At 70.5% G+C, this 23,101-nt stretch carries 25 protein-coding genes and 1 pseudogene; 12 read left to right on the forward strand and 14 right to left on the reverse strand.

The window, feature by feature from the left end:
- Positions 1-1,245 (reverse strand): uroporphyrinogen-III C-methyltransferase, encoded by a 1,245-nt coding sequence (cobA, locus tag QM638_RS04455; RefSeq protein WP_415140732.1) that lies wholly within the window; start codon positions 1,243-1,245, stop codon positions 1-3.
- Between the two features lie 75 nt (positions 1,246-1,320).
- Between cobA and QM638_RS04460 the strand changes: the two genes are divergently transcribed.
- Positions 1,321-1,848: a YbhB/YbcL family Raf kinase inhibitor-like protein gene (locus QM638_RS04460; RefSeq protein WP_415140733.1), complete on the forward strand. Its 528-nt coding sequence runs from the start codon at positions 1,321-1,323 to the stop codon at positions 1,846-1,848.
- Positions 1,849-1,962: 114 nt separating this feature from the next.
- Positions 1,963-2,949: an ABC transporter substrate-binding protein gene (locus QM638_RS04465; protein ID WP_415140734.1), complete on the forward strand. Its 987-nt coding sequence runs from the start codon at positions 1,963-1,965 to the stop codon at positions 2,947-2,949.
- Positions 2,950-2,996: 47 nt separating this feature from the next.
- Here the strand turns inward: QM638_RS04465 and QM638_RS04470 are convergent, their stop codons facing one another.
- Both QM638_RS04470 and QM638_RS04475 read right to left on the reverse strand, forming a co-directional pair.
- Positions 2,997-3,650, reverse strand: a complete 654-nt coding sequence (locus QM638_RS04470; protein WP_415140735.1) for an FMN reductase — start codon at positions 3,648-3,650, stop codon at positions 2,997-2,999.
- Positions 3,647-4,822: an LLM class flavin-dependent oxidoreductase gene (locus QM638_RS04475; RefSeq protein ID WP_415140760.1), complete on the reverse strand. Its 1,176-nt coding sequence runs from the start codon at positions 4,820-4,822 to the stop codon at positions 3,647-3,649. Before QM638_RS04475 ends, QM638_RS04470 begins: the two co-directional genes overlap by 4 nt.
- Positions 4,823-4,927: 105 nt before the next feature.
- Here QM638_RS04475 and QM638_RS04480 point away from each other — a divergent pair, with 105 nt between their 5' ends.
- The 3 genes from QM638_RS04480 to QM638_RS04490 are packed head-to-tail and all read left to right on the forward strand — an operon-like array spanning position 4,928 to position 7,572.
- Positions 4,928-5,725 (forward strand): ABC transporter permease, encoded by a 798-nt coding sequence (locus QM638_RS04480; RefSeq protein WP_415140736.1) that lies wholly within the window; start codon positions 4,928-4,930, stop codon positions 5,723-5,725.
- Positions 5,718-6,548 carry an ABC transporter permease gene (locus QM638_RS04485; RefSeq protein ID WP_415140737.1) on the forward strand — a complete coding sequence of 277 codons (831 nt, stop codon included), beginning with the start codon at positions 5,718-5,720 and terminating at the stop codon, positions 6,546-6,548. The genes QM638_RS04480 and QM638_RS04485 overlap by 8 nt, the downstream gene beginning before the upstream one ends.
- Position 6,549: 1 nt before the next feature.
- Positions 6,550-7,572 (forward strand): ABC transporter ATP-binding protein, encoded by a 1,023-nt coding sequence (locus QM638_RS04490; protein WP_415140738.1) that lies wholly within the window; start codon positions 6,550-6,552, stop codon positions 7,570-7,572.
- Between the two features lie 78 nt (positions 7,573-7,650).
- Here QM638_RS04490 and QM638_RS04495 read toward each other — a convergent pair whose 3' ends face one another.
- Positions 7,651-9,195 carry an amino acid permease gene (locus QM638_RS04495; RefSeq protein WP_415140739.1) on the reverse strand — a complete coding sequence of 515 codons (1,545 nt, stop codon included), beginning with the start codon at positions 9,193-9,195 and terminating at the stop codon, positions 7,651-7,653.
- A gap of 146 nt (positions 9,196-9,341) precedes the next feature.
- Here QM638_RS04495 and QM638_RS04500 point away from each other — a divergent pair, with 146 nt between their 5' ends.
- Together QM638_RS04500 and QM638_RS04505 are read left to right on the forward strand one after the other, a co-directional pair.
- Complete coding sequence (locus tag QM638_RS04500) at positions 9,342-10,061, forward strand: glycerophosphodiester phosphodiesterase (protein ID WP_415140740.1); 720 nt, start codon at positions 9,342-9,344, stop codon at positions 10,059-10,061.
- A gap of 13 nt (positions 10,062-10,074) precedes the next feature.
- Positions 10,075-11,022, forward strand: a complete 948-nt coding sequence (locus tag QM638_RS04505; protein ID WP_415140741.1) for an alpha/beta hydrolase — start codon at positions 10,075-10,077, stop codon at positions 11,020-11,022.
- A 17-nt stretch (positions 11,023-11,039) separates the two neighbouring features.
- On the opposite strand, the gene QM638_RS04510 is transcribed toward QM638_RS04505, so the two are convergent.
- The 4 genes and pseudogenes from QM638_RS04510 to QM638_RS04525 form a co-directional block, all read right to left on the reverse strand.
- Entirely contained in the window at positions 11,040-12,248 is a 1,209-nt protein-coding gene (locus QM638_RS04510; RefSeq protein ID WP_415140742.1) for an SPFH domain-containing protein, read from the reverse strand.
- A 34-nt stretch (positions 12,249-12,282) separates the two neighbouring features.
- Complete coding sequence (locus QM638_RS04515; protein WP_415140743.1) at positions 12,283-12,723, reverse strand: NfeD family protein; 441 nt, start codon at positions 12,721-12,723, stop codon at positions 12,283-12,285.
- A 1,112-nt stretch (positions 12,724-13,835) separates the two neighbouring features.
- Positions 13,836-14,270 (reverse strand): annotated as a pseudogene (locus tag QM638_RS04520) (transposase); the annotation flags it as partial.
- A 133-nt stretch (positions 14,271-14,403) separates the two neighbouring features.
- Positions 14,404-15,201, reverse strand: coding sequence for an ABC transporter ATP-binding protein (locus tag QM638_RS04525; protein ID WP_415140744.1), 798 nt, complete (start codon positions 15,199-15,201; stop codon positions 14,404-14,406).
- Between the two features lie 59 nt (positions 15,202-15,260).
- Between QM638_RS04525 and QM638_RS04530 the strand changes: the two genes are divergently transcribed.
- Positions 15,261-15,998 carry a hypothetical protein gene (locus tag QM638_RS04530; protein WP_415140745.1) on the forward strand — a complete coding sequence of 246 codons (738 nt, stop codon included), beginning with the start codon at positions 15,261-15,263 and terminating at the stop codon, positions 15,996-15,998.
- Here the strand turns inward: QM638_RS04530 and QM638_RS04535 are convergent.
- The gene (locus QM638_RS04535; protein ID WP_415140746.1) at positions 15,958-16,581 is read right to left on the reverse strand and encodes a hypothetical protein; all 624 of its coding nucleotides are present in this window, start codon (positions 16,579-16,581) and stop codon (positions 15,958-15,960) included. The two genes, QM638_RS04530 and QM638_RS04535, sit on opposite strands and share 41 nt — an antisense overlap.
- Before the next feature lie 228 nt (positions 16,582-16,809).
- On the opposite strand from QM638_RS04535, the gene serB reads away from it, so the two are divergent.
- Positions 16,810-18,045: a phosphoserine phosphatase SerB gene (gene serB, locus QM638_RS04540; protein WP_415140747.1), complete on the forward strand. Its 1,236-nt coding sequence runs from the start codon at positions 16,810-16,812 to the stop codon at positions 18,043-18,045.
- Between the two features lie 18 nt (positions 18,046-18,063).
- Here serB and QM638_RS04545 read toward each other — a convergent pair whose 3' ends face one another.
- The 4 genes from QM638_RS04545 to QM638_RS04560 all read right to left on the reverse strand — a co-directional run bounded on the left by QM638_RS04545 (position 18,064) and on the right by QM638_RS04560 (position 20,475).
- A complete protein-coding gene (locus tag QM638_RS04545; protein ID WP_415140748.1) occupies positions 18,064-18,564 on the reverse strand; it encodes a SixA phosphatase family protein in 501 nt (166 codons plus the stop codon).
- Between the two features lie 61 nt (positions 18,565-18,625).
- The gene (fabI, locus tag QM638_RS04550; RefSeq protein WP_415140749.1) at positions 18,626-19,396 is read right to left on the reverse strand and encodes an enoyl-ACP reductase FabI; all 771 of its coding nucleotides are present in this window, start codon (positions 19,394-19,396) and stop codon (positions 18,626-18,628) included.
- 55 nt (positions 19,397-19,451) lie between these two features.
- Positions 19,452-20,183 (reverse strand): 3-oxoacyl-ACP reductase FabG, encoded by a 732-nt coding sequence (gene fabG / locus QM638_RS04555; RefSeq protein WP_415140750.1) that lies wholly within the window; start codon positions 20,181-20,183, stop codon positions 19,452-19,454.
- Positions 20,184-20,262: 79 nt separating this feature from the next.
- Positions 20,263-20,475 carry a dodecin gene (locus QM638_RS04560; protein ID WP_415140751.1) on the reverse strand — a complete coding sequence of 71 codons (213 nt, stop codon included), beginning with the start codon at positions 20,473-20,475 and terminating at the stop codon, positions 20,263-20,265.
- Between the two features lie 77 nt (positions 20,476-20,552).
- Here QM638_RS04560 and QM638_RS04565 point away from each other — a divergent pair, with 77 nt between their 5' ends.
- Positions 20,553-20,924 carry a DUF3099 domain-containing protein gene (locus tag QM638_RS04565; protein WP_415140752.1) on the forward strand — a complete coding sequence of 124 codons (372 nt, stop codon included), beginning with the start codon at positions 20,553-20,555 and terminating at the stop codon, positions 20,922-20,924.
- A gap of 9 nt (positions 20,925-20,933) precedes the next feature.
- Positions 20,934-21,131: an acetone carboxylase gene (locus QM638_RS04570; protein ID WP_415140753.1), complete on the forward strand. Its 198-nt coding sequence runs from the start codon at positions 20,934-20,936 to the stop codon at positions 21,129-21,131.
- Positions 21,132-21,178: 47 nt separating this feature from the next.
- Here QM638_RS04570 and moaA read toward each other — a convergent pair whose 3' ends face one another.
- Positions 21,179-22,222 (reverse strand): GTP 3',8-cyclase MoaA, encoded by a 1,044-nt coding sequence (moaA, locus tag QM638_RS04575; protein ID WP_415140754.1) that lies wholly within the window; start codon positions 22,220-22,222, stop codon positions 21,179-21,181.
- A 57-nt stretch (positions 22,223-22,279) separates the two neighbouring features.
- On the opposite strand from moaA, the gene QM638_RS04580 reads away from it, so the two are divergent.
- Positions 22,280-23,101, forward strand: an 822-nt coding sequence (locus QM638_RS04580) for an SURF1 family protein (protein ID WP_415140755.1), incomplete at its 3' end; no start/stop codon positions are given.

Below are 23,101 nucleotides of genomic sequence, written 5' to 3' on the forward strand. Positions count from 1 at the left end.
TCAGTAGGCCTCCGGGTGCGCCACCCGGACGACCTCGCCGATCACGATGACGGCCGGCGGCCGGACCGCCTCCGCGGCGAGCCGGTCGGCGAGGGTGCCCAGGGTGGCGAGCACCGTGCGCTCGGTGGGCATGGTGCCGTCGCAGATCACCGCGACCGGCGTCTCGGCGTCGCGACCGCCGGCCAGCAGCGCGGTCGCGATGGCCGGCGCGTTCTCCACCGCCATCATCAGCACCACGGTGCCGTTGAGCCCTGCCAGCGCCGACCAATTGGTCAGCGAGTCCGGATGCCCCGGCGGCACATGCCCGGAGACCACCGTGAACTCGTGCGTCACGCCGCGGTGGGTGACCGGGATCCCGGCGACGCCGGGGACCGTCACCGGCGAGGTCAGACCGGGGATGACCCGGACCGGTACGCCGGCCTCGCGGCAGGCCAGGATCTCCTCGTAGCCGCGACCGAAGACGAAGTTGTCCCCGCCCTTGAACCGCACCACCGACCGCCCGCCGCGGGCCGCCTCGACGATCAGCCGGTTGATCTCCTCCTGCTGTGCCGAGCGCCCGCGCGGCAGCTTGGCGACGTCGACCAGCTCGACGTCCGCCGGCAGCTCGGAGAGCAGCTCGCGCGGCGCGAGCCGGTCCGCGATCACCACGTCGGCCGCCATCAGCGCCTTGCGACCGGCCACCGAGACCAGGTCCGGGTCGCCCGGACCGCCGCCCACCAGGGTGACCAGGCCGGTCGCCATACCGTCGGGGGCGGCGCCCTGCGGCGCCTCCTCCCGAACGCCGAGCGCACCGGACCGCAACCCGTCCAGGATCTGGTCGCGCAGCGCGGCGGAGCGGCGCGGATGCCTGTTGCTCAGCACCGCGATGGTCACCTCGCCGTCGCGCCCGGTGGCCGGCGTCCAGGCCGAGGCCAGGGCGGCGTCGTCGGAGCGCACGCAGAAGATCCGCCGCTGCTCGGCGGCGGCGCTGACCGCCTCGTTGACCTCGGCGCGCTGGGTGGCGGCGATGACGTACCAGGCGTCGTCCAGATCGCTGGGCTCGAAGCGTCCCGCGCGCCACGAGACCTCCCCGGCGCCGACGAGGCCCTCGATCGCCGGCCGGACATGCGGGGAGACCACCACCACCTCGGCGCCGGCGGCGAGCAGCGCGGGGATGCGCCGCTGGGCCACATGGCCACCGCCGACGACGACGACCCGGCGGCCGGTGAGGATGAGGCCCGAGGGATAGGGCGGATGCGCTGCCACGGGGCCAATACTCCGTCATCGGACGGCCCGACGAGCGCCCGGGCCACGACCCGGACAGCCCTGTAGCCTCGATCCATGAGCCTCGACCGACCTGTCGCCCCCGACCCGTACGACCTGCTGCCAGCTCTGCCGCGCTTCGATCTGACCAGCACCGACGTGACCGCCGGCCAGCCGCTCGGCCCGGCCCAGGTGTACGCCGAGGGCAACACCTCGCCGCAGCTGTCCTGGTCCGGCGCGCCGGAGGGCACCCGGAGCTTCGTGGTGACCTGCTTCGATCCCGACGCCCCCACCCCGAGCGGCTTCTGGCACTGGGTCCTGGTCGACGTGCCGGCCGAGGTGACCAGCCTCGCGGCCGGCGCCGGTGCCGCCGGCACAGCACTGCCGGGCGGGGCGTTCCACGTGCGCAACGACTTCGGCACCGCGGACTTCGGCGGTGCCGCACCGCCGGAGGGTGATCAGGTGCACCGCTACTACTTCGTGGTGCACGCGGTCGGCGAGGAGAGCCTCGGCGTGACGCCCGACGTCTCACCCGCGGTGGTCTCGTTCAACCTGGCCTTCAAGGCACTCGGCCGGGCGATCCTGGTCGGCACCTACCAGCACTGAGCCTGGTCCAGACCGGCCGAGACCGGCCGAGATCCGGCGATGGACCAGGGGGTGCGGGCGGACACCTCGAGAGATAAGTTAGGTTAGCCTAACCGACTTCTCTGGAGGATACCGATGTCCCTCACCACCGCCACCCGTCGCTCACTCCTGGTCGGCGGCGCCGCCACGCTCGGGCTGTCCGCCTGCGGCAGCGAGCAGGCCGACACCCACCGCACCTCGACCCACCAGGTCACCCTGCGCGGCAAGCTCGGCAGCACGGAGCTCACCGACGTCCCGACCCGGCTCGTCACCCTGGGGATCGGCCCCGACACCAACATCGCCCTGTCGCTCGGCGTCACCCCGGTGGCGATCGCCCGGGACAGCAACGTCGAGGGCGGCATCGAGCCGTGGACCCGGACAGCGCTCGATGACGCCCGCCCGACGCTCATCGACGCCTCCGCCGGTATCCCGGTGGAGAAGGTGGCGGCCGCCAAACCGGACCTGATCGTGGCGACCACCGACTACCAGCTCGCCAAGAGCTACGACCAGCTCACCGAGATCGCGCCGGTGCTGGGCTACACCAGCGGCCCGAACACCGACCGCTGGCAGAACACCGTCACCCGGCTCGGCACGGCGCTGGACCGTCCGGCCAAGGCGAAGAATGTGATCGCCGGGGTCGAGGCCGCCGTACATCGGCTGCGCGCGGCCCACCCCGAGCTGGAGGGCAAGGCGTTCACCTTCGGCCCGGTCCAGGCCGACGGCACCATCTACACCGTCAACTCCGCGACCGACCTCAGCGCAGCGCTGCTGGGTCAGCTCGGCCTCAAGCTCTCCGACGCGGTCACGAGCCTCAAGCCGAGCAGCACTCCGGGCAAGTCGGTGGTCAGCCCGGAGCGGCTCGATCTGCTCGACGCCGACCTGCTCATCCTCACCTACGTCGACACCGCCCAGCGTGCCAAGCTCGAGTCGAACCCGCTCTTCCAGAAGCTGTCGGCGGTCAAGAAGGGTCACTACGTGGCGATCCCGTTCCCGGTCGCCATCGCTGCCGCGTTCCCGGACCCGCTGACCGTCCCGTTCGCGCTCCGTTCGATGGCACCCAAGCTGGCCGCGGCGCTCGCCTGAGCCCGGTCCGATGTCGGCGAGCTGCCCGGCATCGGACGGGCTCGGGATCAGTACTGCGGCGGCCCGTCCGAGGCACGGCGCAGCAGCTCCGCGAAGTCGGTCGGGTGCTCGAACTCGTCCTCGACCAACCGTCGCGGAGCGGCCGGGGCGGGACCGGTGACGTCGACCAGCGCGGCGAGCTCGGCCGCGGCGCGCTCGATCCGCTTGTGCAGGTCGGCGCTGCCGCCGGTCGCGGCCTCACCGAAGTCCTCGCTGGCGGCGAAGACGCCGGTCGGGACCACCACCGCGTGCAGGTAGGCGAAGAGCGGCCGCAGCGCGTGGTCGAGGACCAGGCTGTGTCGAGCGCTGCCGGCGGTGGCGGCGATCAGGACCGGCGTGCCGTCCAGCGCACCGGTCTCCAGCACGTCGAAGAAGGTCTTGAACAGCCCCGAGTACGACGCCGAGAAGACCGGGGTGACGACGATGAGGCCGTCGGCTCGCTTGACCCGCTCCAGCGCCTCGGCGAGCTCGCCGGTGGGGAACCCGGTCAGCAGGTGGTCGGCCAGCGCGTGCGCCAGCGGCCGCAGCTCGAGGTAGGTCAGGTCGACCTCGTCCCCGCGGGCACCCAGGGCCTGCTCGGCGGCCTCGCCGAGCAGGTCGGCGAGCAGCCTGGTCGAGGACGGCACCGAGAGTCCCGCGGAGACGACCACGAGCCGCTTCACAGCTCCCCCTCCAGCACTCGTGCGACCTCGGGGTCGTCGAGGGATCGGTCGCTGCTGCCGGTGGCCGAGTCCGCCTCGGCGTACACGGTGCTGTCCTTGCCTCCGCCCGCGGCCGCGACCAGCGAGGCGTGGGTCGGGGCGTCCGGGACGCCCGGCGCCCGCCGCTCGGCGAACTCAGCGCGCAGGGTGGGCAGGATCTCGCCGTACAGGTCGAGCTGTTCGAGCACCGTCTTGAGCGGCAGCCCGGCGTGGTCGATCAGGAAGAGCTGGCGCTGGTAGTCGCCCACGTACTCGCGGAACGAGAGCGTCCGCTCGATCACCTGTTGCGGCGAGCCGACCGTCAGCGGGGTGGCGGCGGAGAAGTCCTCCAGCGACGGCCCGTGCCCGTAGACCGGAGCGTTGTCGAAGTACGGCCGGAACTCGTCGACCGCGTCCTGGCTGTTCTTGCGCATGAAGAACTGGCCGCCCAGGCCGACGATGGCCTGTTCGGCGGTGCCGTGGCCATAGTGCTCGAACCGCTGGCGGTAGAGCCTGACCATCTGCTGGGTGTGACTGATCGGCCAGAAGATGTGGTTGTGGAAGAAGCCGTCGCCGTAGTACGCGGCCTGCTCGGCGATCTCGGGACTGCGGATCGAGCCGTGCCAGACGAACGGCGGTACGCCGTCCAGTGGACGCGGGGTCGAGGTGAAGCCCTGCAGCGGCGAGCGGAACCGTCCCTGCCAGTCGACCACGTCCTCGGTCCAGAGCCGGTGCAGCAGCGCATAGTTCTCCACCGCCAGGTTGATGCCCTGGCGGATGTCCTTGCCGAACCACGGGTAGACCGGGCCGGTGTTGCCCCGGCCCATCATCAGGTCGACCCGGCCGTCGACCAGGTGCTGCAGCTTGGCGTAGTTCTCCGCGATCAGCACCGGATCGGTGGTGGTGATCAACGTGGTCGAGGTGGACAGGATGAGGCGCTCGGTCTGGGCGCCGATGTAGGCGAGCGTGGTGGTCGGGGCGGAGGCGATGAACGGCGGGTTGTGATGCTCGCCGGTGGCGAACACGTCCAGGCCCACCTCCTCCGCCTTCTTGGCGATCGCGACCGTCGCCTTGATCCGCTCGTGCTCGGTGGGGGTCGTGCCGGTGGTCGGATCGGTGGTGACGTCACCGACGGTGAAGATGCCGAACTGCATGCCCATGACAGACCTCGCTCCTGATGCGCGGAATCTAGTTGAAATTCGAACTACTCTGCACAACTCGGTTGCCCACCACGCTATTCCCCTGTCAGGCTGGGGCGAGTGACCCTCTCCTTCGCGATCGCCAGGCGGGCATTCCGGAGGTACTCGACCTACACCACGGCCACCCTGGCCGGCATCTTCACCAACTCGGTCTTCGGCGTCATCTACAGCTATGCCTATCTGGCGCTGTGGCACCAGCGCCCCGGAGCCGGCGGGTACGACGCCGCCGACGCCGTCACCTACGTCTGGCTCGGGCAGGCGCTGCTGATGACGGTGGCGCTGTGGGGCGGCGGCAGCACCGACGACCTGGCGACCCGGATCCGCAGCGGTGACGTGGCGGTCGACCTGTACCGGCCGGTCGGGGTGCTGCACTGGTATCTGGCCAGCGACCTCGGCCGGGCGGCGTACCACGTCGTCACCCGCGGGCTGGCGCCGACGGCCATCGGCGCGCTGCTCTTCGGCCTCGTCACCCCGACGCCGGCCGCGGCGGTCGCGTTCCTGATCAGCGTCGTCCTCGCGGTGGTGGTGAGCTTCGGCGTGCGCTTCCTGGTGGCGGCCAGTGCGTTCTGGCTGCTCGACGCCACCGGTCCCCGTGCGCTGGCCGGAGTGCTGGCGCTCTTCTTCTCCGGGATGGTGCTGCCGCTCAACATCTTCCCCGACGGCATCCGGCAGGTCGCGCTGGGGTTGCCCTGGGCGTCGTACGTCCAGACTCCCGCCGATCTGTGGCTGGGCAGGCACACCGGCTGGGACGCGGTGGCCGCGCTCGGACGGCAGGCGATGTGGGCGCTGGTGCTGCTGGCCGGGTGCGCGGCGGCGATGCGGGCCGCCACGCACAAGGTGGTGGTCCAGGGTGGCTGACGGCCGACGCGGGTTGACCGCCGAGGCGGCGTACGCCGTGCGCAGCTATCGCGTGATCGCCGGCGGCTGGGTGCGCTCCTCGTTCGCCTACCCGGTCTCGTTCTGGATGCTCACCGTCGGTGCGCTCGCCGTGAACGGTCTCGACTTCGTCGGGGTCTGGTTCATGTTCCACACCATCGACAGCCTCGGCGGCTTCAGCCTGCGCGAGATCGGGCTGCTGTACGGCGCCACCAGCATCGCGATCGGCGTCGGCGATCTGCTGATCGGCAGCGTGGAACAGCTGGGCGTCAAGATCCGGACCGGCCAGCTCGACGCGATGATGACCAGGCCGGTCCCGCTGCTCGTCCAGGTCTGCGCCGATCAGTTCCAGCTGCGCCGGCTGGGCCGGATCTCTCAGGCGATGATCGTGTTCGCCTGGGCCGCGCCGATCGTGGACTGGGATCCCGCCCGGGTACTGGTCGCGGTGATGATGCTGTGCTGTGGCGGGGCCATCTTCTTCGCGCTCTTCGTCGGCTTCTCCGCCCTCCAGTTCTGGGCGGGCGACGCCAACGAGGTCGCCAACGCCTTCACCTACGGCGGCGACACGATCAACCAGTATCCGCTCACCATCTATCCCAAGGAGCTGGCCAGGTCGCTCACCTACGTGCTGCCGCTCGCCTTCGTGAACTGGTATCCGTGCCTGTTCCTGCTCGGCCGGTCCGACCCCTTCGGCGCGCCGGACTGGCTGCGGTTCGCCTCGCCGCTGGCCGCGGCGTGGCTGCTGGTGCTGATGTCCCTCATCTGGCGTGCCGGCGTGCGCCACTATCGATCGACCGGGAGCTGACATGGTCTCGACAGGCTCGACCGACGCAACGCCGTCCTCGACCGATGTCCCGCTCGTGCGGGTCCGCGGCCTCGGCCGCGACTTCGCCGTCCGCGTCCGCACCGGCCGGTTCCACCGTCGTACCGAGGTCGTCTCCGCCGTCCGCGATCTCTCCTTCGACATCGCGCGGGGCGAGATGGTCGGCTACATCGGCCCCAACGGCGCCGGGAAGTCGACCACCATCAAGATGCTCACCGGGATCCTGGTGCCCACCCGCGGCCTGGTCCGGGTGGCCGGGCTGGAGCCCAGCCGACACCGGCGCGTCCTGGCGAGGCGGGTCGGCGTGGTCTTCGGCCAGCGGACCTCGCTGTGGTGGGACCTTCCGCTGCGGGACTCCTTCGACCTGCTCCGCCGGATGTACGAGATCCCGGCCGCGCGGTTCGCCGGCAACCTCGCCGAGTACGTCGAGCTCCTCGACCTCGGCGACCTGCTCGACACCCCGGTGCGGCAGCTGTCCCTGGGTCAGCGGATGCGCGGCGACATCGCCGCGGCGTTGCTGCACGACCCCGAGGTGCTCTACCTGGACGAGCCGACCATCGGGCTGGACGTGATCTCCAAGGGGCGACTGCGGGAGTTCCTGCGCGCGCTCAACGCCGAGCGCGGCACCACGTTGCTGCTCACCACGCACGACCTGCAGGACATCGAGGCGCTCTGCGACCGGGTGATCGTGATCGACCACGGCACCAGCGTCTTCGACGGCGGCCTCGACCGGCTGCGCGGCATCGGTGGCGCGCATCGCACGTTGGTGGTGGACCTGGTCGACGAGCTTCCCGGCGGACGGCGGATCGAGCTGCCGTGGGAGAGCGCCGGCCTGGCCGGCGCCGAGGTCACCCGCGTCGAGGGACCCCGGCAGTGGATCGCCTTCCCGGCCGGGGCCAGCGCGGCACCGATCGTGGCGGCCGTCGCGGCGGCGTACGACGTCGCCGACCTGTCGATCGCCGAGCCGGAGATCGAGGAGGTCATCAAGGAGCTCTACTCGCGGTAGCGGCGGGCCGGCGTCACGGCCCTTGCACGGGCCGAACCGGCCCGACCCCGAACGAAGGACGATGGAGAGACCCATCCCTCAGTCCTCGAAGTCCTTCGCGGGCAGTTCCTCCTCCAACTCAGCGCCGTAGTGTTCGACCTCGGGGTCGCGGTGCAGCCCGCCGCTCATCGCGTACTCCTCCTCCGGGGAGAGGATCAGCCGGTGCCGGCCGAAGAAGGCGAAGACGACCAGCCCGACGGCGTAGATGATCACGATCGCGATGATCGCCGGGCGGTAGTCGGGGTTCTTCAGGATGCCGATGAAGGTCAGCAGCGCCAGCACGAAGGCGACGACGGCGCCGGCGATCCCGGTCGGGCTCCGATAGGGGCGGGTCGCGCTCGGGAAGCGCAGCCGAAGGACGACGAAGGAGACCATCTGGAGCATGTAGGCGATGACGGCGCCCCACACGGCGATGTTCAGCACGATCTTGCCCGCGGTCGAGCCGGCGTTGTCGGAGATGACCAGGGCGACGAAGCCGATCACGGCCCCGACGATGAGCGCGACGTACGGGGTCTGCCGCTTGCCGGTCAGGGAGAGCTGCTTGGGATAGTAGCCGGCGCGGGAGAGCGAGTAGATGTTGCGGCCGTAGGCGAACATGATGCCCTGCAGGCTGGCCAGCAACCCGATCAGCGCGAACGCCGAGAGCACCCGCGCCCAGCCGCCGGGGAGGAAGTCGCGGAAGCCGTCCAGCAGAGGCTCGCCCGAGGCGGCGGTAGCGGAAGAGCCGAGCACGGCCGGGTTGAGGAAGAAGACGATCGCGGCGCACACGACGAGGGTGACCATGCCGGAGAAGCCGGCCCGCGGAATGTCCCGCTGCGGGTTGTGCGCCTCCTCCGCGGCCAGCGGGAGCTCCTCGATCCCCAGGAAGAACCACATCGCGAACGGCAGCGCATAGAGGATCCCGGTGACGCCGAACGGCAGGAAGGTGCCGTGGCCGGCCTGGCTGATGTCGTCCAGCGTGCCGAAGTCGAGGGCGCCCTTGGCGGCGGCGAGGATGCCGAAGAGCACCAGGATGGCGACCGAGATGACCGCGACGGTCACCGCGAACTTGAACGAGGCCTCGGCTCCGGCCGCGTTGAGCAGCACGAAGACGACGTACAGGATGACCCACCACAGCCAGCTCGGGAGATTCCCCCCGAAGACGCCGTCGGCGTAGCTGGCCGAGAAGTAGACCACCACGCCGGTGGTGAAGACGTACTCGATCGTCTCGGCGAAGCCGGTGATGAACCCGCCCCACGGTCCCATCGCGGCGCGGGCGAAGGAGTAGGCACCGCCGGTGTGCGGCATCGCCGCCGACATCTCTCCGATCGAGAAGAGCATCCCGAAGTACATGAGGATCATCAGGATCGTCGCGATCAGCAGGCCGCCCCACCCGGCGGTCCCGAGTCCCCCGTTCCAACCGGAGAAGTCGCCGGAGATGACCGCGGCGACGCCGATGCCCCACAGACCCCAGAAGCCCGCCGTCCGCTTGAGCTGGCGCTTGTCGAAGTAGCCCTCCTCGGCGTGCGAGTAGGTCACCCCACCGGTCCCGGCGGCGCTCGGGGTGGGTGTGGTCGACAGGGGCTTGGCGAGATCATCGGTCATGGGAACCTCGTGGGCTGATCGCGGTGGCGGAGGCGCGACGCTGCGATAGCCCGGAAGATAGCCAGTCGATGAGTCGGCATGCTGGCCCGTGCTGTTACGTTGCCGTGAAGACTTGCCCGCCTTCCCCAGAGGTATGTGTCGTGCCCGTGAAGACGCCCGTCCTGGTCAGCGCCCATCGACGAGAGACCCCGGCCGCGATCCGGTCGGCGGCAGCGCTCGGCGCCGACTTCGTCGAGTTCGACGTACGCCGTCTCCGCGACGGCAGGTTCATCGTCGCGCACGACCAGCCGGCCGACGCCCCGGCCACGCACGGCGCATCCACCGCCACCGAGCTCCTCGGCATCGACACGCTGCTCGACACGCTGGTCGAGCTGCCGGGCGTGGGCGCGCATGTCGATCTCAAGCTCGGCTCTCCCCCGCGACCGGACGAGGTCGACGGCTGGCTCGACGTGGTCGGTCGCGCGGTGGACCGGCTGGGCGCGGAGCGGGTGCTGGTGACCACCGGACGGCCCGTCCTCGCCCATGCGCTGAGGGGCTGGGCCCGCACCCGAGGGGTGGACCTGCTGGTGGGGCTCTCGGTCGGCACCAGCCTGGCCGGGCTGCGGCCGCGCGACGCGTGGCGCTCGCTGCGTGCCCAGCTCACCCCGGAGGGCCAGCTCGAGGCGTCCGGCGCCGGGGCGCTGTGCGCACACCATGTGCTGGCGCTGCTACGGCTGCGTCGGCTCGCTCGCCGCCGCGGCCTGCGGCTGATCGTGTGGACCGTCGACTCCCGCCTCGGGCTGCGCTGGTGGACCCGGCCGGGCGCGACCTGGCTGGTCGTGACCAACGACCCGGAGACCGCGCTGCGCCGACGGGACGGCAGGTGACAGGATGCCGCTCATGACGACCACGACCGACGTGCTCGGCGCGCCGTACACCGCCGAGACCATCGACCTCTCCCCCGACGACGAGGGCGCTCGAGTCGCCACCCTGGTCCACCTTCCGGCGGACGCCGACGTCCCCGCCCAGCGCGCGGTGCTGCACCTGCACGGGTTCTCCGACTACTTCTTCCAGACCGAGTACGCCGCCTGGTGGACCTCCCGCGGCTACGACTTCTACGCTCTCGACCTGCCCAAGGCGGGGCGCTCGTTCCGGGAGCACCAGACCCCGCACTTCGTCACCGACCTCGAGGAGTACTTCCCGGCGCTGGACCAGGCCTGGTCCAAGATCACCGCCGAGCACCGGCAGGTGGTGTTCGCCGCGCACTCGACCGGCGGCCTGACCGGTCCGCTCTGGGCGGACGCCCGGCGGCCGGCCGAGCTGGTCGGGATGTTCCTCAACTCACCGTGGTTCGATCTGCAGGGTTCGGCGCTGGTGCGCGCACTGGGCACCCCGGTCCTCAAACAGATCGGCAGATGGCAGCCCAAGCGCCTGATCCCCCGCTCGGTGAGTGGGCTCTACACCAGCTCGCTGCACCGTGAGCACGGCGGTGAGTGGGACTTCGACCTGAGCTGGAAGCCGGTCGACTCCTTCGACGTCTACACCGGCTGGCTGCGGGCGATCCGCAACGGACATGCGCGACTGCATGCCGGCCTGGCGGTGGCTGCGCCGGTGCTGGTGATGTCCTCGGATGCCTCCTCGGTGCCCAGCGAGATGGGCGAGGACGTGCATTCCACCGACATCGTGCTCGATGTCGCCCACATGCGACGCTGGGCCACGTCGGTCGGCACCCACGTCACCTACGTCGCCGTCGCCGGAGCCCGGCACGACATCGTGCTCTCCCGGCCCGACGTACGCGCCCGGGCCTATGCCGAGCTGGCCCGCTGGCTGGGCGCGTACGTCGAGTAGCTACGACCCGCGGCCGATCAGTGACCGCCCGGCTGCGGGCCGGCCGCCGGCGGCTCCGGGTTCGGGATCGGGTCGGTGAGCGGGTCCGCATCCGACGGCGGGGCCACGGGCGGAGCCGGAGGCGCCGCGGGAGCCGCCGCGTCGAGCTCTCCGGGCGGTGGCATCTGCGGCAGCCCGCGGTCGGAGGTCGTGCTCGCGCCCTCGGCGGCCGCGATCGCGTCGCGCACCGCCTGGTCGGTCGCGCTGTCCCGCTTGGGGAGCTGCGGCTCGGTCGGCCCCATGTCGACCCGCTTGCGCGGGCCCTCGGTCTCGCTCGGGATGCCGGAGAGCTGCGACATCGTCGAGCCGAGCCCCTCCAGCGCCTTGCCGATCTCACTCGGCACGATCCAGACCTTGTTGGCGTCGCCCTCGGCGATCTTCGGCATCATCTGCAGGTACTGGTAGGCCAGCAGCGACTGGTCCGGCTGGCCGTCGTGGATCGCCTGGAAGACGGTCTGGATGGCCTGCCCCTCACCCTGGGCCCGCAGGATCGCGGACTCACGGTCGGCCTGGGCCCGGAGGATCTGGGACTCGCGGGCGCCCTCGGCGTTCAGGATGGACGACTGCTTGTTGCCCTCCGCGGTCAGGATCGCCGACTGGCGCTGCCCCTCGGCGGTCAGGATGACCGCGCGCTTGTCCCGGTCGGCGCGCATCTGCTTCTCCATCGCGTCCTTGATCGAGGCCGGCGGGTCGATGCTCTTGATCTCGACCCGCTTGACCTTGATCCCCCACCGGCCGGTGGCCTCGTCGAGCACCGCGGAGAGGCCGGAGTTGATCTGCTCACGGCTGGTCAGCGTCTCCTCCAGATCCATGCCACCGACGATGTTGCGCAGCGTGGTCATGGTGAGCTGCTCGACCGCCTGGATGTAGTTCGCGATCTCGTAGGTGGCGGCGATCGGGTCGTTGACCTGGAAGTAGATGACGGTGTCGATCGACACCGTCAGGTTGTCCTCGGTGATCACCGGCTGCGGCGGGAAGGAGACCACCTGCTCGCGCATGTCGATCATGTAGCGCACCTTGTCGACGAACGGCACCACCACGTTCAGTCCCGGTGGCAGCGAGTTCTTGTACTTCCCGAATCTCTCCACGATCCCGGTCCGCGCCTGCGGAATGATCCGCACCGACTTGGCCAAGGTCGTGATGACCAGGATGGCGAGGATCACCAGGATCACCAGGGCAGCTGTCATGGTCGGTCCACCTTCTCTTCTCGCTCTTCTCGTCTCATTCGATCTCCGGCAGCGGATGCACGTACGCGGTGGCACCGCGAATCTCGAAGACCTCCACCGCACTACCCGCCTCGATCACCAGCGAATCATCGTAGGGAACCGCGCTCCACAGCTCGCCGTCGATCTTGATCTGGCCGGGCTCGTGCGCACTGATCCGGACCGGGGTCACGGTGTGCTGCCCGATCAGCTTGCGGGTGCCGAGCATCAGCTCCGGACCGGTGTGCAGCCGGCCGAGCAGGCTGGGACGCACCACCGCCAGCAGTCCCATCGCCACCACCAGCGCCACCACGGCCTCGATGACCAGGTTGTCGGTCAGGGCCGCGGTGATCGCTCCGGCGAACGCGCCTCCGGCCAACATGAGCAGCACCAGGTCGAGGCTGAACATCTCAGCCACCACCAGCAGCGCTCCGGCGCCCACCCAGATCAGCCAGTCCATATAGTGACTCTAGCCTCTACAACAGGCTCGCTGGCCGGCGTGGCCGCCCTCAACGCGCCCCGGCCGTCTGTGGCCATGAGCAGCCCCGCCTCCAGACCGGGGACGGTCGTCTGCCATGCAGTGATCCGCAATCGCGCACGACGCGACGATCTCCACCCTGGGCAGCCACCGGAGAGCCTCAACCTCGCACCGTCACTAGTACCAGTCCATCTTCACCACAATCTGCTCAACGCACCAAGAACGTACCGCCGCAACCAACTATGGCGTTCTCGCGTCTAAACCATGACAACGGGCGGGCAAGCTACCCATCCGTATTGAACGGGACGGCCGACCATGAACCACGAGCACTTCAATCCCCAGACGCGACCTCACCTCCAGACGATCTCACGCTCGCTTGCGCTCACGCGGTCGATCGCCATCGCTGCTCTTTGCGGGTCGATGCTTTCCGCGTGTGGAGGATCCGTCGCCACCACCCATCACTCGCAGGTCACCACATCCGGCACGGCCCCGTCTGCGTCAGATCTGGCCTCTTCTCCACACAGTGACGACTGCTTATCGGCCACAAGCGCCTCCTGGAGCGCCAGAGACATTGGCCAGGAAATCATCAGCCACGGCGTCAAGTTCGCAAGTCTCATAATGACGATCAAAAATACGTCACATGCGGCCTGCAATGTGCGAGCGCATCTCATATTTCAGCCAGTAGAGACAGGCGGAACTGTTCAGTACGCAGCAAGGCCGTGGGGAAAAATCTCGACCCGAGACCTCAGCCTAAATCCTAACCGGAAATTGGACGTGGGCTTTGTCTGGACGACAAGCAATTGGGGAACCCGATGCATAGGGCCAACAAGACTAATCGGGCTCAAAGTCGGCGGAGACAAGAAAAGAATCACAACAGTCATGTTGCCAACGTCACAGTCCATCTGTCGGCTGAACGCCACATACGTGACTGCCGCGACCATAGGCCATGTCTCGTTCCACAGATAGACCGCAGAACCAGCCAAAATACCGGCGAACGTGCAACACCAGAACTTCGCACGAACCCCGCTCCTCACTGAGGTTTTCTCACCGGAGTGGCTGGTGTGGCGTGTGTGACCTGAAGCTCCTATAGATCGTCAAGCGGCGATCGAAGGGAGTTTCAGGTCTGGGCGGTCTTGGCTGGTGGCCTTGATGAGTGGCAGCAGTTCGCGGGCGACGTAGCGCTTGAGGCAGCGGATGATCTCGCGTTTGGACATGCCCTCGGCCGTGCGGCGTTCGACGTAGGCCCGTGTCTGCTCGTGGGACTTCATCCGGACGATCACGACGCGGTGTAGGGCACTGTTGGCGGTCCGGTCACCACCGCGGTTGAGTCGGTGGCGGTTGGTCTTGCCCGAGGACGCCACCAGCGGGCTCACGCCACACAAGGCAGCGAAGGATGCCTCCGATCTGAGGCGCTCGGGGTTGTCGCCAGCGGTGATGAGGAGCTGGCCTGCGATGTCGGCCCCAACCCCGTGGACGGCCAGCAGACCGGCAGCCTTCTGGCCGATGAGCGTCTTGAGGTCCAACACGTCAGCCTCGACCCCCATCGCATCACCGAGATCACCGCCGCCGCCCTCGTTCTACTTCACCTTCAAAAAGGAACCCGATGAGACGCCCGGTGAGAAAACCTCACTGACTCCGCTGACCCTCTTGGCGGATCGGCCGTCAGCGGGCGTGCCGGCTGGATCGATGAGCGAAGTAGCGGCCGTCGCGCGATTCCAGTTGCAACGGCATCCCGAACGTGGCGGTCAGATTGGCCTCGGTGAGCTCCTGCTCGATCAGGCCCGCGGCGACCACCCCGCCCTCGCGCAACATCAGCACGTGGCTGAAGCCCGGCGGGATCTCCTCGACATGGTGCGAGACCAGGATGGTGGCCGGCGAGTCGGGATCGAAGGCGAGCGAGGACAGCGTGGAGACCAGGTCCTCGCGACCGCCGAGGTCGAGTCCGGCGCCCGGCTCGTCGAGCAGCAACAGCTCGGGGTCGACCATCAACGCCCGGGCGATCAGGGTGCGCTTGCGCTCGCCCTCGCTCAGGGTGCCGAAGGTGCGCTCGGCCAGATGGGGAATGCCGATCTCGACGAGCAGCTCCTGGGCGCGACCGTGGTCCAGGTCGTCGTACTCCTCCCGCCAGCGACCCATCACGCCGTACGACGCCGAGACGACCGCGTCTCGGACCAGCTCGCCGCGCGGTATCCGGTCCGCGATGGCGGCGCTGGTCAGCCCGATCCGGGGACGCAACTCGAAGACGTCGACCCGACCGAGCATCTCGCCGAGCACCTCGGCGATCCCGCTGGTGGGATGCAGCTGGGCCGCCGCGATCTGCATCAGGGTCGTCTTGCCGGCGCCGTTCGGACCGAGGATCACCCACCGTTCGTCCTCCTCCACCGTCCAGGTGACCTGGTCGAGCAGGACGGAGGTGCCACGGCGCACCGTGACGTCGAGGAGGTCGATGACAGCGGCCATGGCGCTCACCCTATCGAGGCATCCTGGCCGCGCCCCGGCAGGCGGCGTAGGGTCACCGCGTGCTCGACTCGCTGCGGTTCGCCTGGTGGGTGACGGCATGGCTGCGCGGCGACGCCTCGACCGACGACGTCCTCGACGGCGTGATCGGTGCCGACGCCACCCACGTCGTCCTCGGCCTCCCGGAGCTCGGTCTCGGCGGCGAGCCGGGAGTGGCTCAGAGCCTGGTCGGCGGCCTCGGGCGGCTGCGCGTCGAGGGTGGCACCGGCGCCGGGCTGGCGGTGCCGGCGTACGGCGACCCGGTCGGCCTGGGCGGGCCACCGGAGTTCAACACCGCGGCCCTGGAGGCCGGCCAGGCGGTGGTGACCGACGCCGGTCTCGGACTGGTGCCGATCCGGGTCGGTGCCGTCATCGAGTGGCACTGCCTGCCGGCATGGCGGCGTGCGGTGCCCGACGTCGGCGAGGCGGACCGCGGGCTGCGGGCCGCGCTGCGGGACTCGGCGACGGCACTCGCCGAGCTGGACGTGGCCCGCTGGCGGCCGGAGGCGGCCGACCGGCTGATCAACCTGCGGCACGCGCCGGCGCTGCCACAGGTGCCGGGGATCCCGCCCCGCTGCGTGGAGCTCGCCGCGCGTGGCTCGCAGGCCGCCGAGATCGTCGAGGTCGCGCTCGAGGACGACGGCGCCGCGATCAGCGCCGGCGAGATCGAACGACGGCGCCAGGCGCTGGTGCCGCTGGACCGGGCGGTGCGGCGCGCGCTCAGTGCCGCCGGTTCCCCGGAGGCGTGGCCGCCGGGCTGAGCATCGTGGCCGGCGGACGCGCCGCACCGAACGGACCGACCACTTGGATCCGGTCGCCGAGCCGGACCGAGCCGAACAGCCACAGGTCGCTTGCCAGGCCACCCGGGACGCGCTGGACCCGCAGCTCCACGGTCCGGCCGGCGACCCCGGCCACGGTGAAGGGTCGCTGCTCGCCGCTGCCGGGGACCACCAGGTCGATGCGCTGGCCGGTGCCGATCGCCGAGACATCCTCGAGCTCGAGGAGTGCCCGGCACACCTGGGGGGCGATCCGCTCCAGGCCCACCACCGTCGCGGCGAGCTCTCGAGCCACCAGCAGGACCCGGCCGCCGATGCGCGCCCGAAGCTCCACCTCGACGTCCGCGAGCGGGCGCGCCTGGCACTGACAGCCCGCCGTACTGACCGTGTGCGCGGTGTACGGCGCCGGCTCGGTCTCGCCGGACACCACCTGGAGCGAGGTCGCGCCGGCCGTCCCCAGCAGGCAGGCCGGCGGCATCCAGAACCCCGCCTCGGTCAGCGCGTCCAGGAGCGTGGGGTGCGGGCCGCACCCGACCTCGACCCCACCGAGTCGAATCCTGGCCACCATCCCGACCAAACCCTTCGTGCCCTTCGCGCCCTCGTGTCACCGGCGAAGCTCCCATGCTAGTGACTCACCCGGCCGGAGCCGAGCCGGCGGATCGCTGTCCGGTCTCGCCGAGGGTTTCGCCGAGGGTTTCGCCCAGGGTCTGGCCGAGGGTCTGGCCGACGATCTCGCATAGGGTGTCGTCATGGCCTTGGCGAGCGACGATGACCAGCGACGATAACCTCTGAGGCGATGACCGAGTACCAGCTGGGCCAGCGCCCGGACACGCTGTTGATCACCCTCTCCGGCCGCGACCGACCCGGGGTGACCTCGTCCACCCTCGCCACGCTGGCGCTCGCCGGGGTCGACGTCGTCGACCTGGAGCAGATCGTGCTGCGCGGACGGCTCGTCCTCGGCCTGCTGGTGACGGCGCCGGAGTCACCCGGCGCCGCTGCGGCGCTGCGTACCGCCATCGAGGAGACCGCCCACGCCCTCGACATGAGCGTCGAGATCGAGGCCGGCACGGGCGACCGGCCGCACCGCCCGCGGCAGCGGGCCAGGGTGACGGTGCTCGGCACCCCGCTCAAGGCGGCGGCCCTCGGCGCCGTGACCCGCAGCATCGCCGGCCACGGCGGCAACATCGACCGGATCATCCGGCTGGCCCGCTACCCGGTGACCGCCTTCGACCTGCACGTCTCCGGCGCCGACCCGGACGAGCTGCGTCTCGCGCTGGCCGCCGACGCCGTCGCCCAGGAGGTGGACATCGCCGTCCAACCGGCGAACCTGACCCGCCGCGGGATGCGGCTGATCGTGATGGACGTGGACTCCACCCTGATCGACGGCGAGGTGATCGAGATGCTCGCCGCGCACGCCGGTTGCGAGGCCGAGGTCGCCGCGGTCACCGAGTCCGCGATGCGTGGCGAGGTCGACTTCACCGAGTCGTTGCGCGCCCGGGTGAAGCTGCTCCAGGGCGTCCCGGCCAGCGCGCTGGACGAGGTGTACGCCGGCCTGCAGCTCAACCCCGGCGCCCGCACCATGGTGCGCACCCTGCGCCGGCTGGGCTACCGGTTCGCGATCGTCTCCGGTGGCTTCTCCCAGATCACCGACCGGCTCGCCGCCGATCTCGGCATCCACTTCGCGCGGGCGAACGAGCTCGAGATCGTCGACGGCGTGCTCACCGGCGAGCTGGTCGGCGAGGTGGTCGACCGGGCCGGCAAGGCGACCGCGCTGCAGGAGTTCGCCGCCGAGCTGGGCATCAGCGAGGCCGCGACCGTCGCCATCGGCGACGGCGCCAACGACCTGGACATGCTCGCCGCGGCCGGCCTCGGCATCGCCTACAACGCCAAGCCCGCGGTGCGCTCGGCGGCCGGCACGGCCATCAACGTGCCCTACCTGGACACGATCATGTACCTGCTCGGGATCTCCCGGGACGAGATCGAGGCGGCCGACGCGGAGGCCGGCATCGTCACCCCGGCACCGCCGGTGTGAACCCCGGTCCGCCAGACGTCAGCCCCGGCCGACGTGGAACCGGATCACCGAGGCGGCCGCCTCGTCCAGGTCGGCCCACTCGCCGTCATAGGCGAACACCGCCACCGCCGAGGTCGGGAACCCGGCCGCGAGGTCGTTGCCCGCCTCCTCCTCGCCGGCACCGTCGTCGAGCAGCGCGACCAGGTTCGCCACCGTCGGGTTGTGGCCGATGACGACGAGGACGCCCACCCCCGGGTCGGTGGTCCGGATCTGGTCGAGCGCCGCCTCGGTGGAGGCGACGTACAGGCCGTCGTCGTACTCGGCCAGACCGAGATCCCAGCCCGCCCCGACGGCGACGTCCTCCCAGGTCTGCACGGTGCGGACGGCCGCGGAGACCAGGGCGTAGTCGGGCTCGACCCCGGCGAGCCAGCTACCCGCCTCGTGGGCGTCGGCGTGGCCCCGATCGGTGAGCTGCCGGTCGAAGTCGGACGGCGCCGACGCCTCGGCCTTGGCGTGCCGCATGATGACCAGGGTGCGCATACCGCGAGCCTACGGTTCGGCGGCCGCTTCTGGGAGTCCCCGCCCGGTTCCGCGCTCGCGGTCAGGCACCCATCGCGTGGTAGCCGCCGTCGACGTGCACGATCTCGCCGGTGGTCGCCGGGAAGAAGTCGCTGAGCAGCGCACAGATCGCCTTCGCGGTCGGGATCTGGTCGGTGTTGTCCCAGCCCAGCGGCGCCCGGCCGGCCCACATCGAGTCCAGCTCCTCGAAGCCCGGGATGGCCTTGGCCGCGAGCGTCTTCAGCGGGCCCGCGGAGACCAGGTTGACCCGGATGCCCTCCGGCCCGAGATCACGGGCGAGGTAGCGGGCGGTCGACTCCAGGCCGGCCTTGGCCACCCCCATCCAGTCGTAGGCGGGCCAGGCGACGGTGGCGTCGAAGGTGAGCCCGACCAGCGAGGAGCCGGCGGAGAGCAGCGGCCGGCAGGCGATCGCCAGGCTCTTCAGCGAGTAGGCGGAGATGTGCACCGCCTGCGCCACGTCGTCCCACGGCCCGGTCAGGAACTTGCCGCCGAGCAGCGTCTCGGGGTTGCCGAACGCGATCGAGTGCACCACGCCGTCCAGACCGTCCACATGCTCGCGCACCGCGTCCGGGAGCGCGGCCAGATGATCGGCATCGGTGACGTCGAGCTCGAGCACGGGCGGGGTGACCGGGAGTCGCTTGGCGATCCGCTTGGTGATGTTGAGCGCCCGGCCGAAGTTGGAGATGAGCACCGTCGCGCCCTGCTCCTGGGCGACCTTCGCCGCCGCGAAGCCGATGGAGGTGTCCATCGTGACTCCGGCGACCAGGATCCGCTTGCCGTCGAGAATGCCCATTGCCCTAGCTCCTTGAGTGTCGCCGGTGTGGCGGTCGGTATGGCCGTCGGTGTGGTCAGTGGCCCATGCCGAGGCCGCCGTCGACCGGGATCACGGCGCCGGTCACGTAGCCGGCACCCTCGCCGGCCAGCCAGGTCACCGCCGCGGCGATCTCGGCCGGCTGTGCGTAGCGACCCAGCGGCACCCGGTCAAAGATCGCCGTTCGCTGTTCGTCGGTGAGCGCGTCCGTCATCTCGGTCTCCACGAACCCGGGCGCGACCACGTTGGCGGTGATGCCACGGCTGCCGAGCTCACGGGCCAGCGAGCGCGCCATCCCGACGAGTCCGGCCTTGGAGGCGGCGTAGTTGACCTGGCCCGGGTTGCCGAGCAGTCCGACCACCGAGGAGATCAGGATGATCCGGCCGCGCCGCAGCCGCAGCATCCCCTTCGCGGCGCGCTTGGCGAGCCGGAACGAGCCGGTCAGGTTCGTCTCCAGGACGCTCGACCAGTCCTCCTCCGACATCCGCAGCACCAGCGTGTCCTTGGTGATGCCGGCGTTGGCCACCAGCACTTCGACCGGGCCGTGCGCGGCCTCGACCTCGGCGTACGCGGCCTCCACCTGGGCGGGGTCGGTGATGTCGCAGCGGACATCGAGGGCGCCCTCGGGCGCACCGCCGTTGCGCGTGGTCACGGCCACCTGGTCCCCCTGGGCGAGGAACGCCTCGGCGATCGCCCGGCCGATGCCCCGGTTGCCACCGGTGACGAGGACGGATCGCGGGGGCACGGCGGCCGGCTCAGCATCGCTCACCTGCCGAACGCTAGCGGCTACCAGGGGGTACGCCGAATCTCCTCGCCGTCCTGCGCGCCGGTCCGGCCGGCGTACCGGTCTACTCGTCCTCGAGCCGGAAGCCGAGCTTCATGCTGACCTGGAAGTGCTCGACCGCACCGTCCTTGACCTGGCCGCGCACCCCGGTGACCTCGAACCAGTCCAGGTGGCGCAGCGTCTGCGAGGCGCGCTCGACCGCGTTCTGGATCGCCGCGTCGATGCCGTCCGGCGAGGTGCCGACCACCTCGGTGACTCGGTAGGTGCGGTTGGTCATCTCCGTCTCCTTCGCTCCTGGGTACGGCCCCACATCCGCGGCGCCAGGTGCGAGCCTAGCGGCGTAGGATCGAACCCATGGCGCATTCAGGTCGCACACGAGCCCGGGCGACGGAGGAGGCCCCGATCCGGATCACCACCGCCGGATCCAGTCGAGCCGCGGACATCGCCACCCGGCAGCGCCGCTACATCATCTCGATGGCGATCCGATCGGCCTGCTTCATCGGGGCGGTCATCGCCGGCCTCACCCACGTCAACTGGCTGTGGCCGATCCTGATCGCCGGCGCGATCGTGCTGCCCTACGTCGCGGTGGTGATGGCCAACGCCACCAACCGCAAGGCCGACAACATCGCGCTGCTCGATTCGCCGTACGGACGACCGGAGCTGCGCGGCGGACGGGAATGGCGCGAGCGGCACCGCCAGGACCCGACCTACGGCGAGGACAGGTAGCGAGGACAGGTGGGCGACCCCGACGATCCCGCGGTGTGCTCGGCCAAGGGCTGCCAGCGTACGGCGGCCTGGGAGCTGCGCTGGAACAATCCACGGCTGCACACCCCGGAGCGGCGCAAGATCTGGCTGGCCTGCGAGGAGCACCGTGAGTCGCTCGGCGACTTCCTCGGATCGCGGGGGTTCCTCCGGGACGTCGTGCCGCACTGACCTCGCGGGTCGCCGCCCGGACACCCGGCCGCCGATTCCGCCGCCGGTCAGCCGCCGATGGCCGACATCGGCCGGTCCGGCTGCAGGAAGGCCGGATCGTCGATGCCGTGGCCGGCGCGCTTGCCCGCCATCGCCCGCACCCACCGGTCGGCCAGCTCGGCGTCGCTCTCGCCCGAGCGCATCGCGGCTCGCAGGTCGGACTCACGGCGTGCGAACAGGCAGTCGCGGACCTGGCCGTCCGCCGTCAGACGCACCCGGTCGCAGTCACCGCAGAACGGCCTGGTGACCGAGGCGATGATCCCGACCGTGGCCGGACCGCCGTCCACGGTGAACAGCTCGGCCGGCGCGCTGCCGCGCGGCTCCGCGGTCGGGGCGAGCGCGAACCGGCTGCCGAGCCGATCGAGGGTCTCCTCCGCGGTCACCATCCGCTCCCGGGACCAGCCGTGCTGGGCGTCCAACGGCATCTGCTCGATGATCCGCAGCTGATAGCCGTGCTCGACCGCCCAGGCGAGCAGCTCGGGCGCCTGGTCGTCGTTGACGCCGCGCATCAGGACCGCGTTGATCTTGATCGGCCCCAGACCGGCGGCGGCCGCCGCCTCGATCCCGGCGAGCACGTCGGGCAGCCGGTCGCGCCGGGTGATCTCGGCGAAGGTCTCCGGACGCAGGGTGTCGAGGGAGACGTTGACCCGGTCCAGACCGACCTCGGCCAGCGCCGCCGCGGTCCGGGCCAGTCCGAGGGCGTTGGTGGTGATCGACAGGTCGACGTCCGCATCGAGGCGCCGTACCCGTCGCACGATGTCGACCAGGCCACGGCGCACCAGCGGCTCACCGCCGGTGAAGCGCACCTCCCGTACGTCGAGCAGCCCGGTCGCCACACCGACCAGCCGGACCACCTCGTCGTCGGTGAGCACCTCCTCGCTCGGCAGCCAGTCCAGGCCCTCGGCGGGCATGCAGTAGGTGCAGCGCAGGTTGCAGCGGTCGGTCAGCGAGACGCGCAGGTCGGTGGCCACCCGGCCGAACCGGTCCACCAGCCGTCCGGCCGGGGCCGGCAGGGTCGCCGGTCCGGTCGCGATGCTGAGCGTCTGGTTCACCTTGTCATCCTACGGGCGATGTCCGTACCGTCGGGCGCCTCGTCTAACCTCGCAGGTGTGCGGTCGTTCCGGTTCCTGCTCTCCCGCCGCTGGATCCTGTTCGCTCTCGCGGTGGTGGTGCTCGCCTATGCCACCTGGTGGCTCGGCAACTGGCAGTTCAGCCGGCTGCAGGACAAGCGGCAGGACAACGACATCATCCGCACCAACGAGAAGGCCGACCCCGAGCCCGCCCGGAACGTGATGGCCGTCGGGACGGACCTCGACGACGCCGACGAATGGCGACGGGTCACCGCGACCGGCACCTACGACACCGCGGACACCATCATCTGGCGCTATCGCAGCGGCGACCACGACCGCAACGGCGTGGACGTGGTGGTCCCGCTGGTGATGAGTGACGGCAGCACCCTGCTGGTCGATCGCGGCTGGATGTCGACCCCGGACCAGGACACCCTCACGACACCGCCGAACGCACCGAGCGGCACCGTCACGGTGGTCGGCTGGGCCCGCGCCGACGCCAGTGGCAGCGCGACGTCGGTCACCGCCTTCGGCGATCTGCTCGGCACCCGGGCGCTCTCCGCGGTCGAGGCCGGCAAGGCGATCGACCATCCCACCCTGGGCGGCTTCGTGAACCTCGACACCGAGAACGGCGCCTCCGCCCGTGGGCTGGAGAAGGTCGACATGCCCGAGCTCAACGACGGGCCGCACTTCTTCTATGGCATCCAGTGGTGGTTCTTCGGGGTGCTGGGCGTCGTGGGCTTCTTCTACCTGCTCTACGACGAGCGGCGAGCGCAGCAGGGCGACGACACCGCCGACCCGGCCGCCGGGGTCGGAGGGCCGCCCGCCGACGACGCCCAGCCGACGGCCGCGGCGGTCCCGTCC

Source organism: Nocardioides sp. (assembly GCF_047606145.1).
Classification (GTDB): domain Bacteria; phylum Actinomycetota; class Actinomycetes; order Propionibacteriales; family Nocardioidaceae; genus Nocardioides.